Here is a 15,709-nt window from a genome sequence, read left to right as displayed (position 1 = left end):
GTCAGATGCTCTATCCGTTGAGCTACGGGCGCTTGGAAACTTCGACAAAGTGCTTCACGCCGGCACAATCCCAGCGGACCACCACAGGCGCACCACACGCCCCACAACACTGTCCGCAGCTGTTAGCCCCGGAACCTCACCACAAGTAACCGGGCAGCTTTGTGGGCAGCTCTGGCGCTGACGCACTCTGTCGAAGTTGCGGAGGCGACAGGATTTGAACCTGCGGTCCCCTAAGGGACAACTCCTTAGCAGGGAGCCCCATTCGGCCGCTCTGGCACGCCTCCGAACGTCGTATCGCAGCACTGTTTCCAGATACCACAATCTCGACCGAACTTAGCCTACACAACCTGCCCACCTTCCCCAAAATCCCGCCCACACCTTCTGGCCACGACCCCACCTGCGCCAGCCACGCTCCCCGCCCACTCCCCGAAGCCCCGTCCCCTGCGCCCACTACACTGTGCAGTATGATTCGCCCCGATCTTTCCTCCCTGCCCGCATACGTCCCCGGCTCCACCCAGCCGGGCGCGCTGAAGTTGGCTTCCAACGAGTCTTCGCTGTCGCCGTTGCCTTCTGTTAGTGCCGTTATTAATGACGCCACCTCGAACCTCAACCGCTACCCCGACATGGCTTCGGGCGCGCTGCGTGGGAAACTCGCGCAGTGGTTGGGTGTGGACCTCGACAATGTCGCCGTAGGTAATGGCAGTTCCGCCCTGTGCCAGCAGCTGGTGCAGGCCACCTGCAAGGACGGCGATGAGGTTGTGTACGCTTGGCGGTCGTTCGAGGCATACCCGATCCTGTGCAAGATCGCCGGGGCGGTTGGGGTGGGTGTGCCGCTGAAGAGGGGGCGTCATGACCTCAAGGCAATGAGTGACGCGATCGGCGAGCGTACGCGTTTGGTGTTTGTGTGCAACCCGAATAATCCGACGGGCACGACGGTGACCCGCGACGAGTTCCGTGAATTCATGGGGCGCGTGCCTGCGAATGTGACGGTTGTGCTGGATGAGGCATATGTGGAGTACAACCGGGATGCGGAGTCTCCGGTGGCGCTCGAGGAGCTGCGGCGCTACCCGAACCTGGCGGTGTGCCGGACGTTCTCGAAGGCGTATGGGCTGGCGGGGCTGCGGCTAGGATACCTGGTCGGGCCGGCGGAGCTGGTGGAGGCTGTGAATAAGGTGGGGATTCCTTTCGGCGTGAACGCGCTGGCCCAGGCGGTGGGGATCGCGAGCGTGGAGGCGCAGGGCGAGCTGGCCGAGCGCGTGGATGCGACGGTGGCGGAGCGCGAGCGGGTGGAGGCGTACCTGGCGGGGGTTGCTCCGGCTGGGGGTGCCGAGACCGGCGCAGGCGGCAGCACCAGCACCGACGAAGCCGCGGCCGCAGCGGCCGAGCCGCTGACGTACCCGTCGCAGGCGAACTTTGTGTGGCTGAACGCGGGCAAGCGCGCGGAGGCGCTGGACGAGGCTCTGAAGCGCGAGGGTGTCATCGCGCGGTGCTTCGCGGGCGAGGGCGTGCGCGTGACGGTGACGACGGCGGAGGAGGCGGATGTGCTGCTCCGCGCGCTGGATCGGGCGCTGCCTGCCGCCGGGCTTGCTAACAACTCGGAAGCCGACCCGGCCGCCGACAGCGACGCGGCGAATGGCACCGCGCACACGCAGGCCTCCTCGCAGGCTGACTAGCGCCGTGCATCCGGAGGATCCGACGCGCATCCCTGCCGTGGTGGAGCGTCTGCGCGCGGCGTGGGAGGCTCAGCCTTCGGTGCCGTTTGCGCAGTTGTGGGCTCAGTTAGAGTCGGTGGGCGTGGGTTTCAACGCCACCGATGCGGAGCTGGTGGAGGCCTGTGATGAGTTGTTGCGCCGTCATCCTTATTCTTTCGCCCCGGTTTTGTCGGGGGCGCCTACTGCCCCGTCTAGTGACGCCCCTACGGCCTCTTCTGCCCCGCGCACCGTCGTGGTGGAAACGGCCGATCCGGGGCCGGTGGTGACGCTTTCCGTGGAGCCGGGGGAGCCGCTGGGGTGGGCGATTGTGCGTGGCCGGCGGGCGGGGGTTCAGCCGGTGGTGTGGCGTTTTCGGGCAGTTCGGGCGTGCCGGGCGGGGGCTCCTTTGGTGGTGGAGGATGCGGAGGGGTTTGTGCATCGCCTGGGCATGGTGGAGCGTTTGACGGCTGCGGGGTTTGCGGTGGCGCCGGGGGAGAATGCGGCTGCGCTGGAGGGGTTGCGGCGCGCGGAGTTGGGGGATCGGGTGTTTGTGGTGCGTTTTGAGGATGATTCGTGGGCGTTGGTGGGGCACGCTTTGTGGTGGTTTCGGGTGGGGCGCCGCGCGGTGGATGCGCGGAGGTTGAAGTGGGTGGGGTTTGAATCTGGAATGCCAGGAGCCCCGCTCCTGGTGCGTACACCGGGAGCGGGGCTCGAGGAGTTGCCGCTGGTCGCGGAGGTTTTCCGCGCCATTTGATTGAAGAACAATACAATCTGCGGAAGCAGGGGGATTTGAACCCCCGGATGGTTTCCCATCGCTGGTTTTCAAGACCAGTGCATTCGGCCACTCTGCCATACTTCCAACACGGCTCAATACCGCTCAAAACATCCTACACCCCACACCACAACGCACCCATTTCCAGCCGCACAATGATTCATTAGGGTGGAGACCATGAGCATCACCACCAAAGCAATCGTCCAGACCGATACCGAAAACCCCAGCTCCCTGGCCTGGCTAACCACCAGCATCGCCGATCCCCAACCTGGCGAAGCCCTGGTGCGCATCCACTACGCAGGCGTCAATAGAGCAGACACCCTACAAGCCCAAGGCCACTATCCCCCACCCCGCGGCACCACCGACATCATTGGCCTGGAAGCCGCTGGAGTGATCGAAGACCCCAACGGAGCCACCCGCCCCGACGGCTCCCCCTGGCACCCCGGCGACGAAGTCGCAGTCCTGCTCTCCGGAGGCGGGTACAGCGAATACGCCACCGTGCCCGAAGGCCAGCTCCTCCCCATCCCCGCCGGATACAGCCTCGCCGAAGCCGCCAGCGTGGTGGAAGTTGCCTGCACCGTCTGGTCCAACATCATGATGACCGCCCACTTACGCGAAGGGGATACCATCCTCTTCCACGGCGGCGGCGGAGGCATCGGCATCTTCGGCATCCAACTAGCCAAAGCACTCGGCGCCACCGTGGCCGTCACCGCCGGCTCCGAAGAGAAACTAGACGTGTGCCGCCGCTACGGCGCGGACATCCTCATTAACTATAGGGAAGAGGACTTCGCCGACATCCTGGCCGCACACGGCGGGGCGGACGTGATCCTGGACATCATCGGCGCAAAATACCTCGACCGCAACATAAAGGCCCTAGCCCCCGACGGGCACATCGTGATCATCGGCATGCAAGGCGGCGTGAAGGGCGAGCTGAACATCGCCAAACTACTCAACAAACGCGGAAACATCAGCGCCACCGGCCTGCGCTACCGCGACGCGAAAGACAAGGCGCGCATCGTCGCCGAAACCCTACACAACGTATGGCCACTGCTGGAAAACGAGCAGATCACCCACCACATCGACCGGATCATGCCCATCGCCGAAGCCGCCGCCGCGCACAAGGCACTGCTGGCCGGGGAAGTTACCGGCAAGATCGTGCTCGAGCTACCGCAGAGCTAGGCGCGCTGCTTGCCACGCCGCGGCCAGCCGCCCGTCTGCACCAACACCAGCGCCGCCAGCACCAGCAGCAGGCCAACCCACTGCACCAGCGAAAGCCGCTCGCCGACGAACACCACTCCCAGGAACGTCGCCGTCACCGGGGAAAGCACGCCCAGGATCGCCACCTGCACCACGTCCAACTTCGCCAAACCGTGGAACCAAATGCCATACGCAATCAGGGCACCGAAGATCGTCAGGTACGCATAGCCCAGCACATTCTGGCCGGTCAGGTGATCCGGCAACCCCTCCATCACCAGCAGCAACGGAACCAGGAACAACCCGCCGAAAGTCAGCTGCCAGCCCGTCACCGCCAGCTGCGGCACATCGTCCGGCTTACCCCACTTCTTCGCCAGAATCGCGCCCAAACCCATGCACACACTGGCGCCTAGGCCCGCGAGGATACCGCCGGCATTCAGGGCGGCGGCGGGCGTCAATACCAAACAAGCCACACCCACCACGGCAACGAGCGCACCGATCACCTGGTACGGCTGAATGCGCGTGCCCAACAACGCCGGGCTCAGGGCGATCACCCACAACGGCGCCGTGTTCGTCACAATCGCCGCCACCCCGCCCGGCAGCAGATACGCCGCCGCGAACAGCAGAGCAAAGAAGCCGCCGATGTTCACAACCCCCAGCACCGCGGACTTCCACCACCACTGCCCGCGCGGCAGCCTACGGAACCACAGCAGCAGCATCAAACCCGCAGGTAGCGCACGCAGCACACCCGCCAGCAACGGCCGACCGGGCGGCAGCAGGTTCGTGGTGACGATGTACGTCGTTCCCCAAATTATCGGTGTAAGCGCAGTAATCAGTCGAAGCACATCGCCACGCTATCTTACGGACGCCACCACCCGCACCAACTGGTCCACATCATGCACGGTGTTGTGCGGGGCGAACCCGACGGAAACTGCACCGGCCTGATCCAGGGACGAACCCAGCGCAGAGGCTGCGTCTGCGGCCGAGGCCGTATCTGAGTTCGCGCCCTTGCGAACGTGGCGGCCACGAGAGTTCGCGCCCGGCGCGACCGACTGCTCCTCGAAGACCCCCATCCGCTCCAGCAGCTGCGACTGCCCCGGCGCGACCACGCCAGCGACCACACCATTAGCCAGCAGGCGCTGCACCACCACGCCCGCGGGTACGCCATCCACCAGGAAGCTCACGCGCGGCACGCGGTCCACGGCGGCGAACTCCTCCAGCACGTGGCCGTCCCCATCCACGCCGATCACGTGGACAGTGCCGAGGCTCTGCAGACCTTCCACCAGGTGCGTTGCCAGGGAATTCAGGTAGTCCGCGGCGTGCGGCAGGCCGGTCTTCAACCGAGTGCGGCGGGTGCCGCGGGCGGAATCATCCAGGCGGGCCAGGTGGTCCACGGCCTCCGCCACGCCACCCAGCAGGCCCTCGGACACGCCACCCACGCCCACGCCATGGCCAGAGCGGAACACGGCCCGGCGGGTGGCATCGTCCTTAAACACCAGCGCGCCGACGCTCGGGCCGCCCAGGCTAGCAACATCCAAGGCCAGCACGTCCGCGCCCATCTGCTCCACGTCCACCACGCGGTATGGGGCGAAGGAATCCACGTCCACCACCAGCAGCGCCCGGGACTTCGCCCGCACGCAATCGGCGATAGCGCGAACATCCGTCACCGTGCCCACGTAACGGTTCGCGGCGGAGACGGCCACCACGGTGGTCTCCGGCTCCACCAAGTTCGTAAACTGCCAGGCCGGAAGAACACCGCTGGAAAGATCCGGCTCCGCCCAGCGCACCCGCGCACCATACAGATCCGCCGCATGCTTCCACGGAGTAACGTTTGCCGGATCGTCGATGCGGGAGAGCACGACCTCCTGGCCCAGGCGCAGGCGCCGGTACAGAGCATGAGCCAGATCATCCAGCAGCGCCTCGCGGGAAGCGCCCAGCACCACATTCTCCGGCCGTGCGCCCGTCAGATCCGCAATCGCAGTGCGCGCGGAATCCCCGAAAGACTCACCAATGCGGCGACCCAGGCGCTGCGCGCGGGAATGCGAACCCGTCGCGGACTCCGGCGGCTCCAGCAAAGAAGCCACCCGGAAACTCCGCGCCACAGCCGAAGTGACCCGCTCTGGCACCTGCGGGAAATCCTGCGCGTTTAAGTACGTCCAGCCATCCGACAGCGATGCATACAACCCCCGGACCCGTGGCACATCGAACACTGGACTTCTCCTTACATTCCTTATATATGAACTGCTTCGGACAGTACTTTCCACACCTCGCGCCGCATTTTTGCGACTCGCGGCGGCGCCCCTCAAAGGGCGATGAGCATTCCCCGACCCGGCCGGGGGACTAACCTCAACCGATACTAGCGCCCAATCCGGACAGGCAACACCACGCCCGGTCGCAGCAGCTAAAGCGAAAGCGGGACTCGCCGGGAATAGGAGGTGTGGGCGTCACAAAGTAAAATAGACTGCCTCAAAGCAACAGCAACGAAAACGCGAAGCAGTAACAAGAAGCAGGACCACATGTCACAAAAAATGCCAGAGGCCGCGGATCTACAGCGGATCACCGCCGCGGCAGACGGCGACATCCCAGCTAGCAACTCCCAAACCTTCGGCGCCGCGTGGGCGGACCTGAAGAAGGGGCTTGCGCAGCGCGAACTTTGGCTCGCGCTCGGCTGGCAGGACATCAAGCAACGCTACCGGCGCAGTACCCTCGGCCCCCTGTGGATCACCATCGCCACCGGCGTGATGGCCCTGGCCCTCGGCCTGCTGTACAGCCTGCTGTTCCAGCAAGACCTCGCCAGCTTCCTGCCGCACGTCGCCGTCGGCCTGATCCTGTGGGGCTTCATCTCCGGCTGCATCAAGGACGGCTCCGAGGTGTTCATCGCCAACGAAGGGCTGATCAAACAGCTGCCGTCCGCTCTGTCCGTGCACGTATACCGACTGGTGTGGAAGCAATTCCTCTTCCTGCTGCACAACCTCGTGATCTGGCTGGTGCTGCTGGCCGTGTTCCGCCCATCGCTCGGGTGGGAAGTGCTGCTCGTCGTGCCCGCCATGGCCCTCATGATCGCCAACGGCATCTGGGTGACCATGTTCTTCGGCATCATCGCCACCCGCTTCCGCGACGTAGCCCCGCTGCTGGATTCACTGGTCCAACTGGCCTTTTATATGACGCCCATCGTCTGGACCACCAAAACCCTCCGCGACCAAGGCGGGGCAGTGGCCGAGCGCGCAAAGATTGCGGAGATCAACCCGCTGTACCACTACCTGGAGATCGTCCGCGGGCCCATGATCGGCGAGCCAGTCCCCGCCTACCACTGGGGCATCGTGGGCGTGCTGACCGTACTGGGACTTGCGCTGGCCCTGCTGGTGATGCGCCGCTGGCGCTTCCGCGTGAGCTACTGGGTTTAGGAAGCTACAGGGTTTAGGAGACAACATGGTTTCGATTGACACTTACGACGCTTGCGTAGACTTCCCCATCTTCGATGCGAAGACCCGCTCCATGAAACAGACATTCCTGGGGGCTGCCGGCGGCGCGATCGGCAGGAACTCGTCGAATACGGTGATGGTGGAGGCGCTTAAGGGCGTCAATCTGCATTTGCAGGATGGCGACCGGATCGGCCTGGTCGGGCACAACGGCGCCGGCAAGTCCACCCTGCTGCGCCTACTCAGTGGGATTTACGAGCCGACGCGCGGGTCCGCGATTGTGCGCGGGCGCGTGGCACCCGTGTTCGACCTGGGTGTGGGCATGGATCCGGAGATCTCCGGATACGAAAACATCATGATCCGCGGGCTGTTCCTGGGGCAGACGCGGAAGGCAATGCGGCGGAAGATGGACGACATTGCGGAGTTCAGCGAGCTCGGCGAGTACCTGGATATGCCGCTGCGCACCTACTCGACGGGTATGCGGATCCGGTTGGCTTTGGGGGTTGTGACCAGCATCGACCCGGAGATTCTGCTGCTGGACGAAGGCATCGGCGCCGTGGATGCGGCGTTCATGGCTAAGGCTCGCGGGCGGCTGGTGGAGATGGTTGAGCGGAGCGGCATCTTGGTTTTCGCCTCGCACAGCAACGAATTCCTGGCGCAGCTGTGTGACAGTGCGCTGTGGATCGACCACGGAGAGGTCCGGAAGGTCGGCCGCGTGGATGATGTGGTTGAGGCCTATGAGGGGCCGGAGGCTGGTGCGCACGTCCGCCAGGTGCTGAAGGACCTGGGCCGGGGTTAGCGCTGGTTGGGGTGCTGGGCCGCTGGCCTTGCCCCCCTCCTTTGTCTACTGCGAATGTCGCTAGAACGGGAATACGTCGGCCGGAGCAGGCTGCGCGGGGCTCTTGACGGGCCGAAATGTCGCTAAAACGGGAAAGCACCAGTTAAATCAGGCTCAAGCAACCTCCCGCAAGGCCAGAATGTCGCTAGAACGGGAATACGTCGGCGCCCGCAGAGCCCCACAGAAAGCCACAAAGCTCTGACCTGCGCTTTTGCCTATTTGCAAACCAGCCCCATTAACCCATTCCCGATCTAACGACATTCCCACCCAAAGACCCCTCCCGGAACCCCTCAGCCGGCCACCCATTCCCGATCTAACGACATTTCCACCCAAAGCCCCCTCCCGGAACCGCTCAGCCGGCCACCCATTCCCGTTCTAACGACACTCCCACTCAAAGCCCCCTCCCGGAACCCTTCAGCCGGCCATCCATTCCCGTTCTAACGACATTCCAGCGGGCCGCAGCCTCCCCCAGACCACCAGCCAACCCACCTCTCCCCACACCCCAGCGACACAAGTGGGGCTAGGGAGAGGCTGAGGGCGTCAGAAAGAAAGAACAAATAGTACCACCTGTGGTACTATCACTGCATGGGCAACAGCGTCCCCGAGATCCTCGAGAAAATGCGCAGAGCGCCCGCGAGCATCCGGTTTACCGAGCTCACGAAGGTCTGCGACCATTATTTTGAAAGCCGGCAAACAACCAAGACCTCCCACCGAACATACAAAACACCCTGGCGCGGCGACCCGCGCGTGAACATCCAAAACTCCAGCGGCAAAGCGAAGCCCTACCAGGTTCGACAGGTCCTGCGGGCCGTCGACAAGCTGGAAACTAGACGCAAGAAAGGCGGGCGATAACCATGGACGTGCACAAGTACACCTACCAAACTGCCTGGTCAGACGAGGATCAAGAATTCGTCGCAACTGTGACCGAGTTTCCGTCCCTGTCGTGGCTGGCTCCCGACCGCGCGCAGGCCGAAGCTGGGTTGCTGGACCTGGTGGCCGAAGTTGTAGAGGACATGACACAAGCTGGGGAATCCGTGCCGGAGCCGCTGGGGTTGCGGCGATTCTCGGGGAAGTTCAACGTGCGGACCTCGCCGTCGTTACATCGGATGCTGGCGATCGAGGCGCAATCGGAGGGCGTTTCGCTGAACACGCTGGTTAATCAGAAATTGGCGGCGCGGTAGTTGCGGATTTTTATTGACGCCCACTAGCAGGCGGCGGTTGGAACGTTCGCCTGGCCTGGGAGTTTCGGCGCGCAGGGGGTTGCGAGGGGGCGCTTGGCGGGCCCGAATGTCGCTAGAACGGGAAAACGTCGGCCGGAGCAGGCCCATCAGGGTGTCCAACGGGCCGGAATGTCGCTAAAACGGGAATACGTCGGCGCCCGCAGAGCACCGCAAGAATCCACAACGCTCTGACCTGCGCTTATGTAAATTTGCAAACCGTTCCCATTAACCCATTCCCGATCTAACGGCATTTCCGACTGGGCCATACCCCCGGAAGCCCTCAGCGAGCCACCCATTCCCGATCTAACGACATCTGCAGGTTGGTTGTCAGCGTTTGCAGGCGGTCTGTCGACGCTTCCACCCAGGAAGCCGCGCGAGAATTCAGCTCCTATACACCACCGCGAGGAACTTGGCATCAAAAATTTTTCTACCTGTGGATAAGTCAGGTGCCGTCCACAATTTATCCTCAGTGCACCGGATCCCAAGCACACTACTCGGGCAGAAGGTGTAAGAATACCTCCCATGACGGGGGATAACACCAACGCAAGCATCAGCAAACCCACCACCAGCAGAAACACCAAACCCACCAAGCCAACAGCCACCAAGCCAAACACCACAAAACCCAGCGCCTACACGCCAGCCAAGCATCACCAGCCTGTGAAACACCTGGTCGATGTGCGCCGAATCGCCCCCTCCCAAGCCCGGAAGTGGCAACGCTGGGTAGAGAAAGGCGAGGCCGTCCGCCTCGCTCGCGGGATCTATATACCCGCAGGTCTCTGGCGTGAGATCGGCCAACAACCGAACGCGGCAGAAATCCAAGCGCAAGCCTTCATCGTGGCGGAATACCTGCGCTACTCCCACAGAATCCCAGCCGTCGTGGCAGGCAAATCGGCGGCCTTCCTCCACGGCCTGCCCCTAGAGAAGTTCGGGCCGCCGGAGACGGTGGAGTTGGCGTCACCAAAAAGAAGCCTGATGGGAAGAAACGGCAGGTCAGAGCGCTACCTCGCGGCGCCGGGGCAAGGCCAGCGCGCCGTGCTGATCCCCACAGAGTTCGGCGAAATCTGGACCAGCGGACTGCTGGATACATGCCACGACCTGGGGCTTCGGCACTCGCTGGACGATGCCGTCATCGCCACGGAGGCCGCGCTGCACACAGAGAAAATCACGTGGAACGCCTGGCGCACGTGGCTCGACTGGCAAAGTGGACAGCCCATCCGCCACGGCGCCCAACGCGCCCGCACGGCCGCGCGCCTCATCACCCGCCACTCCGAAAGCCCGCGCGAATCGCAGCTGAAAATCCGCTTCTGGGAACACGGCCTGCCCGCACCGTTTCAGCAGGTCAACATACTCAACGAGGGCGGCTGGGCCATCGGGCGCGTGGACATGTTCTTCGACGTCGGCCTCGCCGTCGAATACGACGGCCGCGAGAAATACGGCTCCACCACACCGGCCATCGAGCGCGCCCTGCTCAAGGAACGCCAACGCGAAAACGACATCCAAGCCCGCGGCATCACGCTGCTGCGCGTCACGGCGGAAACGTACCTCTCCGGCCGCGCAGTCGAGCAGGTCAGCGAGCATTTCCACACCCTCGCCGCGCGCCCGACCCGCCCACCGTGCACCCTCTGGAGCGGCGGCGCGCTCGCCTGGTCGTAGCCCTTTTTGTTCTTTCTTATTGACGCCCTCGCCCCCGTCGCCTTCACCTCCAGCTTCGCGAACCGTCCGCCCCGCCCCGGCGCGAGCTAGCCACAAACTAGAGATAAAAAGAGAATTAAAGAAGCCCACCAGTTGGAGCGCCTAAGGCGTTAGACTCGGTCACGGACGCACAAGCGTGACTGACCGCACAGTGCATAGTGCAGACGCATAGTGCAAGCACACAGTGCAGGTGCATAGTGCAGCCGCATCGTGCATAGTGCAGACGTACCGCCCTGCACACTGCAATTTAACACAGCCACGCTGAGCAAATACCCTCCCCAGAACACACGCAGAACCAGGTGAAACAGTTGACCAACCCAGCAGGCGACAACGGCGCAGGTACCCCGGCGGGCACCCCCGCCGGAGACGGCGCAACCGCATCCGAGGCCTTCAACTCCAAGGCGTGGCTGCAGCACTACACCCCGTGGACGCAGCACACCATCGACCTCGACGACCCGGCGGAGAACCCTGCAGGCTTCACCATCCCGGAAGTCTTCTGGCACGCGGTGGACACGATCGGCGAGCGCAACGCCTTCACCTTCTTCGGCAAAGCCACCACCTACGAGCAGTACGGCCGCCAGGTCGCCATCGCCTCCGCAGCCCTGGAGAAGCTCGGCGTGCAGCGCGGAGACCACGTCGCCATCGCGCTGCCGAACTGCCCACAGGCCCTCATCGCCTTCTACGCAATCCAGAACATCGGCGCAGTTCCCACCCTGCACAACCCTCTGTACACTGCCGCCGAGCTCCGCCACCCCTTCAACGACCACGGCGCCAAGGTGGCCTTCTTCTGGGACAAGGTCAGCGACGTCGCCGAGGATCTCCGGCTGAACAGCCCCCTCGAAACAGTCATCGCCGTCACCCTCCCCGACGAAATGCCCGCCCCGCTGCGCTACGCCCTGAAGCTGCCGATCCCGAAGATCAAGGCCATGAAGGACAAGCTCACCGGCCCGGCGCCCTCCGCCGTCTCCTGGAAGAGCTTCATGCGCTCGGGCGGAAATGGCGAAAAGTGGCTGCGTGGTGGCGTCAATAATAAAAAGACCGACCCGACCGACCCCGCGCTGATCCTCTACACCTCCGGCACTACCGGCAAGCCCAAGGGCGCCGTGCTGACTCACCGCAACCTCGTAGCGAACCTGCGGCAGGGCCAGGCCTGGGTGAAGGGCCTGGGCAAGGGGCCGAAGCCGGAGGTCATGCTGGCCGCGCTGCCGATCTTCCACGCCTACGGCCTGACCATGAACATCACCCTCGCGCCGATGATCGGCGGCGAAATTCAACTGCTGCCCGCGCCCGAAATGCCGCTGGTCATGCGCGTGATGAAGAAGAACATGCCCTCCTGGATGCCCGGCGTGCCCGCGCTGTACCAAAACATCATGAAGGAAGCGGCGAAGCGCGACATGCCGCTCTCCGGCATCCGCAACTCCTTCAGCGGCGCCAGCGCACTGCCCGCAGAGACTGTCCGCGAGTGGGAAAGCTGCACCGGCGGCAACATCGTGGAAGGCTACGGCCTGACCGAAACCGCGCCCATCATCGCAGGTAACCCCATGGGCAAGGGCCGCGAGGGCTACATTGGCGTGCCTTTCCCCTCCACCGAAATCCGTATCGCCAACCCGGATAACCCCGCCGAGACCATGCCCGACGGCGAGGCCGGCGAGCTGGTCGTCCGCGGTCCGCAGGTGTTCAAGGGCTACCTGAACCGCCCGGACGCCACCGCGGAGGCCTTCCACGAGGACTGGTTCCGCACCGGCGACATGGCCGTCATGGAATCCGACGGCTACCTGAAGATCGTCTCCCGCATCAAGGAGATGATCATCACCGGCGGCTTCAACGTCTACCCCGCTGAGGTCGAGGAAATCCTGTGCGAGCACCCCTCCATCGAGCAGGCTTCCGTCGTGGGCGTGCAGCGCAAGGATGGGTCCGAGACCGTCGCTGCGGCTGTGGTTCTGGCCAATGGTGCTGTTATTGACGCCGACGACTTCCGCGCCTTCGCCAAAGAACGACTTACTGCGTATAAGGTGCCGAAGGTATTCCATGCATTCCAGGAGCTGCCTGCCGATCAGCTGGGCAAGGTGCGCCGCCGTGAGGTGCAGGAGCTAGTCGCAGAGAAAGAACAGGCCTAACACATGCCGTTGAGCAGGAAAGACACCGTTGCCGCAGTGATCGTCACGCATAATCGCGTGGAATTGCTGGAGGCCTCGCTGCGCCAGGTTGCTAACCAGGAGGGCGCGGAGGTCGCGCACGTGGTGGTTGTGGATAACGGCAACGACCCGGCGGTGCGCGAGCTGGTGGAAGCGGTGTGCGGGTCGCGAGCCCACTACGTGGGGTCCGCGACGAACCTGGGCGGGGCTGGTGGCTTTGCGCTGGGATTCCTGACCGCGCTGTCCCTGGGTGCCGACGCGATCTGGTGCGCCGACGACGACGGGCGCCCAGCCGACGCGCACGTTCTGGCCACCCTGCAGGAGGTTGCGGAGCGCGAGGGGCTGGAGGAAATCAGCCCGGTCGTGTGCAATATCGAGGATCCGGAGCGGCTGGCCTTCCCGCTGCGCCAGGGGTTGGTGTGGCGGCGGACGCTATCCGAGCTGGAGGGTTCTTTCCTGCCGGGGATCGCCAGCCTGTTCAACGGCGCGCTGATCAGTGCGCGGGCGATGGAGATAATTGGCGTTCCCGACTATCGGCTATTCATCCGTGGCGATGAAGTGGAGTACCACCGCCGCCTGGTCCGCAGCGGACTGCCCTTTGGAACGTGCCTGACCTGCGCGTATCTGCACCCCGACGGGTCGGACGAGTTCAAGCCGATCCTCGGCGGGAAGATGCACACGCAGTACCCGGACAATGAATTCAAGCGCTACTTCACGTACCGCAACCGCGGGTACATCATGAACCAGCCGGGCATGCGCAAGCTGCTGCCGCAGGAATACGCCCGCTTCGGATGGTTCTTCCTAGTGCAGAAGAAGGACCCGAAGGGGTTCGCCGAGTGGCTGCGGCTGCATGCGCTCGGTCGGCGCGAGCAGTTCCGCCGGCCGGGGCGCTAGCGCGGCGGGGCGCGGGGTGTGCAACACCCCGCAGCGCGGCGGGCGCTAGCCCGAAGGCCTGCGCTCGCACCCGCCCGCCCGCGGATTTCTAAGCAACTTTTTAAGCGCACACACCGGCCAGGATTTTCCCTTTTACCCGGTCACAGACGTAGTCTTAAGTGACTATCGCGGTGCCCCGAGCAGCACTCGAGCAGCCCCCGAGCAGACTCCCGGCGCCGCCTAACACCACCTAACCGAGGATGAAGTTAGCCGAAGTGACCGTGTCCGAAACCCAGACCACCCCGAGCGCTGAGCCCACCAAGCCCGCTGAAGACGTTGGCGTCAATAAGAAGAACGCCGAAGGCGCCGCCCCCTCCCGCGCGCACCGCCGCCGCAACGTCGCGCGGCAGTTCATCCAATTCGGGCTCGTCGGCGCGTCGGGGTTTGTGGTCAACCAGGCGATCTTCGTGCTGTCGAAGAAGCTCGCGGAGGCCGGCTGGGACATTCACGTGCAGGATGCCTTCCTGAACCTCCTCGGCACCCAATACCATTTCCGCTGGTACCACGTGTTTTCCGTGGTGGCGTTTCTGCTGGCGAACATCTGGAATTTCTGCCTGAACCGCTACTGGACGTTCCGCCACGAGCCGAAGCGCGCCTGGTGGAAGCAGCTGCCGCAGTTCATGGCCGTGGGCGTGTTCGGGCTGCTGATCACGCTGGTGGTCTCGACGGCGCTGGTGAACCCCGAGTCGCCGATCGCTCTGCCGCACGACATTTTCGATAACTCCACGGGGCTGCGCACGCGCGCGTACTGGGGCAACTTCATTGGTGTGATCCTGGCGGTGCCGGCGAACTTCCTGTTCAACAAGCTGTGGACGTTCCGCGCGAAGCCGCGCGAGGCCAGCCGGGTGGTGCGCGTGGTCGAGCCACGGACTGGCGGTGCTGGTTCTGGTGCCGGTGCGGGCGCGGGTGATGCGGATGTCTAAGCCTTCTTTTAATGACGCCCCCTCGCCGCAGCCAGGCACCGATCCCGCTGGGGCCGGGCACTCCAGTGGTGCCGGCGCTGCTTCCGGTGCCGCGACCGGCGCTGACAATTCCAGCGGGTCCCAGGCGGTTTCCGGCGCCGCTGCCGACGATGCCGCTGCCGGGCAGGGCGCGCGGGTTGGCGATAACTTTCAGTCGGAGCACACCACCCGGGCGCAGCGCATCATCCAGTCGCAGCTGGTGAAGTTTGTGCTGGTCGGAGGCTTCAGCGCCGTCGTGGATTTCGGCTCCACGGCGCTGTTCACGTTTGCGTTTGGCTTGAGCGATGGCGTGGCCAAGGCGCTGGGATTCGTGCTGGGCACTCTGACGGCATACTTCATCAACCGTCGGTGGACTTTCCAGGCGGAGCCGAGTGGGCGCCGATTCGCCATCACCATGGTGACCTACGGGCTGACCTTTATTGTGCAGTGGGGGCTGTACAAGGTGTCGATCCCGTGGCTCGAAGGCTTTGACCTGAATGCATTCTGGGTACGTGCGATCAGTTTTGTGATTGCGCAGGGCACGGCGACGGTGCTGAACTTCCTGATCCAGAAGTTCCTCATCTTCAAGCGCTAGCCGGGGTGAAGCTTCAAGTACTAGCCGGGCTGCATCTTCAAGTGCTAGCCGGGCTGGCTGGAGGCTTCCGGAAGCCTCACCTGTACTCAAATGTCGTTAGAACGGGAATGGGTTAATGGGAGCGGTTTGCAAAATCGCAAAGCCGCAGGTCAGGGCGTTGTGTATTTTTGCGGAGCTCCGCGGGCGCCGACGTATTCCCGATCTAGCGACATTCCAACCCGTTAGCCACCCTGATGGGCCTGCTCTGGCCGACGTATTCCCGATCTAGCGACATTCCAT

The 15,709-nt window shown here is 63.9% G+C and carries 14 protein-coding genes and 3 tRNA genes (1 of these 17 running past the window's edge); 12 read left to right on the top strand and 5 right to left on the bottom strand.

Features of this window, described 5'->3' with window-relative positions:
• Both HMPREF3166_RS10210 and HMPREF3166_RS08185 read right to left on the bottom strand, forming a co-directional pair.
• Nucleotides 1–32: transfer RNA gene (locus HMPREF3166_RS10210), tRNA-OTHER, on the bottom strand; it reaches 51 nt to the left of the window's first position.
• Nucleotides 33–199: 167 nt separating this feature from the next.
• Nucleotides 200–284, bottom strand: a tRNA-Ser gene (locus HMPREF3166_RS08185).
• 180 nt (nt 285–464) lie between these two features.
• Between HMPREF3166_RS08185 and HMPREF3166_RS08180 the strand changes: the two genes are divergently transcribed.
• Complete coding sequence (locus tag HMPREF3166_RS08180) at nt 465–1,673, top strand: pyridoxal phosphate-dependent aminotransferase (protein WP_083293851.1); 1,209 nt, start codon at nt 465–467, stop codon at nt 1,671–1,673.
• A 4-nt stretch (nt 1,674–1,677) separates the two neighbouring features.
• Nucleotides 1,678–2,445, top strand: a complete 768-nt coding sequence (locus tag HMPREF3166_RS08175; RefSeq protein ID WP_070488622.1) for a hypothetical protein — start codon at nt 1,678–1,680, stop codon at nt 2,443–2,445.
• Between the two features lie 20 nt (nt 2,446–2,465).
• Here HMPREF3166_RS08175 and HMPREF3166_RS08170 read toward each other — a convergent pair.
• Nucleotides 2,466–2,550: transfer RNA gene (locus tag HMPREF3166_RS08170), tRNA-Ser, on the bottom strand.
• Between the two features lie 90 nt (nt 2,551–2,640).
• On the opposite strand from HMPREF3166_RS08170, the gene HMPREF3166_RS08165 reads away from it, so the two are divergent.
• Nucleotides 2,641–3,642 carry an NAD(P)H-quinone oxidoreductase gene (locus tag HMPREF3166_RS08165; RefSeq protein WP_049049012.1) on the top strand — a complete coding sequence of 334 codons (1,002 nt, stop codon included), beginning with the start codon at nt 2,641–2,643 and terminating at the stop codon, nt 3,640–3,642.
• Here HMPREF3166_RS08165 and HMPREF3166_RS08160 read toward each other — a convergent pair.
• Together HMPREF3166_RS08160 and HMPREF3166_RS08155 are read right to left on the bottom strand one after the other, a co-directional pair.
• Nucleotides 3,639–4,502, bottom strand: coding sequence for an EamA family transporter (locus HMPREF3166_RS08160; RefSeq protein WP_049049011.1), 864 nt, complete (start codon nt 4,500–4,502; stop codon nt 3,639–3,641). The genes HMPREF3166_RS08165 and HMPREF3166_RS08160 overlap by 4 nt on opposite strands.
• 9 nt (nt 4,503–4,511) lie before the next feature.
• Nucleotides 4,512–5,867 (bottom strand): aminotransferase class V-fold PLP-dependent enzyme, encoded by a 1,356-nt coding sequence (locus HMPREF3166_RS08155; RefSeq protein ID WP_210383934.1) that lies wholly within the window; start codon nt 5,865–5,867, stop codon nt 4,512–4,514.
• A gap of 306 nt (nt 5,868–6,173) precedes the next feature.
• On the opposite strand from HMPREF3166_RS08155, the gene HMPREF3166_RS08150 reads away from it, so the two are divergent.
• From HMPREF3166_RS08150 to HMPREF3166_RS08110, 9 genes are all read left to right on the top strand, one after another.
• A complete protein-coding gene (locus HMPREF3166_RS08150; protein ID WP_011274307.1) occupies nt 6,174–7,061 on the top strand; it encodes a galactan export ABC transporter permease subunit Wzm/RfbD in 888 nt (295 codons plus the stop codon).
• 25 nt (nt 7,062–7,086) lie between these two features.
• The gene (locus tag HMPREF3166_RS08145; protein WP_070488618.1) at nt 7,087–7,875 is read left to right on the top strand and encodes a galactan export ABC transporter ATP-binding subunit Wzt/RfbE; all 789 of its coding nucleotides are present in this window, start codon (nt 7,087–7,089) and stop codon (nt 7,873–7,875) included.
• 624 nt (nt 7,876–8,499) lie between these two features.
• Entirely contained in the window at nt 8,500–8,766 is a 267-nt protein-coding gene (locus HMPREF3166_RS08140) for a toxin HicA (protein WP_011274309.1), read from the top strand.
• A gap of 2 nt (nt 8,767–8,768) precedes the next feature.
• Nucleotides 8,769–9,095 (top strand): type II toxin-antitoxin system HicB family antitoxin, encoded by a 327-nt coding sequence (locus HMPREF3166_RS08135; RefSeq protein ID WP_070488616.1) that lies wholly within the window; start codon nt 8,769–8,771, stop codon nt 9,093–9,095.
• 561 nt (nt 9,096–9,656) lie between these two features.
• On the top strand, nt 9,657–10,787 hold the full coding sequence (locus HMPREF3166_RS08130) for a hypothetical protein (protein WP_070488614.1): 1,131 nt from the start codon (nt 9,657–9,659) through the stop codon (nt 10,785–10,787).
• 347 nt (nt 10,788–11,134) lie between these two features.
• The gene (locus HMPREF3166_RS08125; protein ID WP_371327271.1) at nt 11,135–12,943 is read left to right on the top strand and encodes a long-chain-fatty-acid--CoA ligase; all 1,809 of its coding nucleotides are present in this window, start codon (nt 11,135–11,137) and stop codon (nt 12,941–12,943) included.
• Between the two features lie 3 nt (nt 12,944–12,946).
• Entirely contained in the window at nt 12,947–13,855 is a 909-nt protein-coding gene (locus tag HMPREF3166_RS08120; RefSeq protein ID WP_070488612.1) for a galactofuranosyltransferase GlfT1, read from the top strand.
• Between the two features lie 239 nt (nt 13,856–14,094).
• Entirely contained in the window at nt 14,095–14,817 is a 723-nt protein-coding gene (locus tag HMPREF3166_RS08115; RefSeq protein WP_070488610.1) for a GtrA family protein, read from the top strand.
• Entirely contained in the window at nt 14,810–15,430 is a 621-nt protein-coding gene (locus HMPREF3166_RS08110; protein WP_246816972.1) for a GtrA family protein, read from the top strand. Before HMPREF3166_RS08115 ends, HMPREF3166_RS08110 begins: the two co-directional genes overlap by 8 nt.
• Nucleotides 15,431–15,709 lie beyond the last annotated feature (279 nt).

This window comes from Corynebacterium sp. HMSC08A12 (assembly GCF_001807485.1).
GTDB lineage: Bacteria > Actinomycetota > Actinomycetes > Mycobacteriales > Mycobacteriaceae > Corynebacterium > Corynebacterium evansiae.
This window is presented reverse-complemented; position numbering and strand designations above follow the sequence as displayed.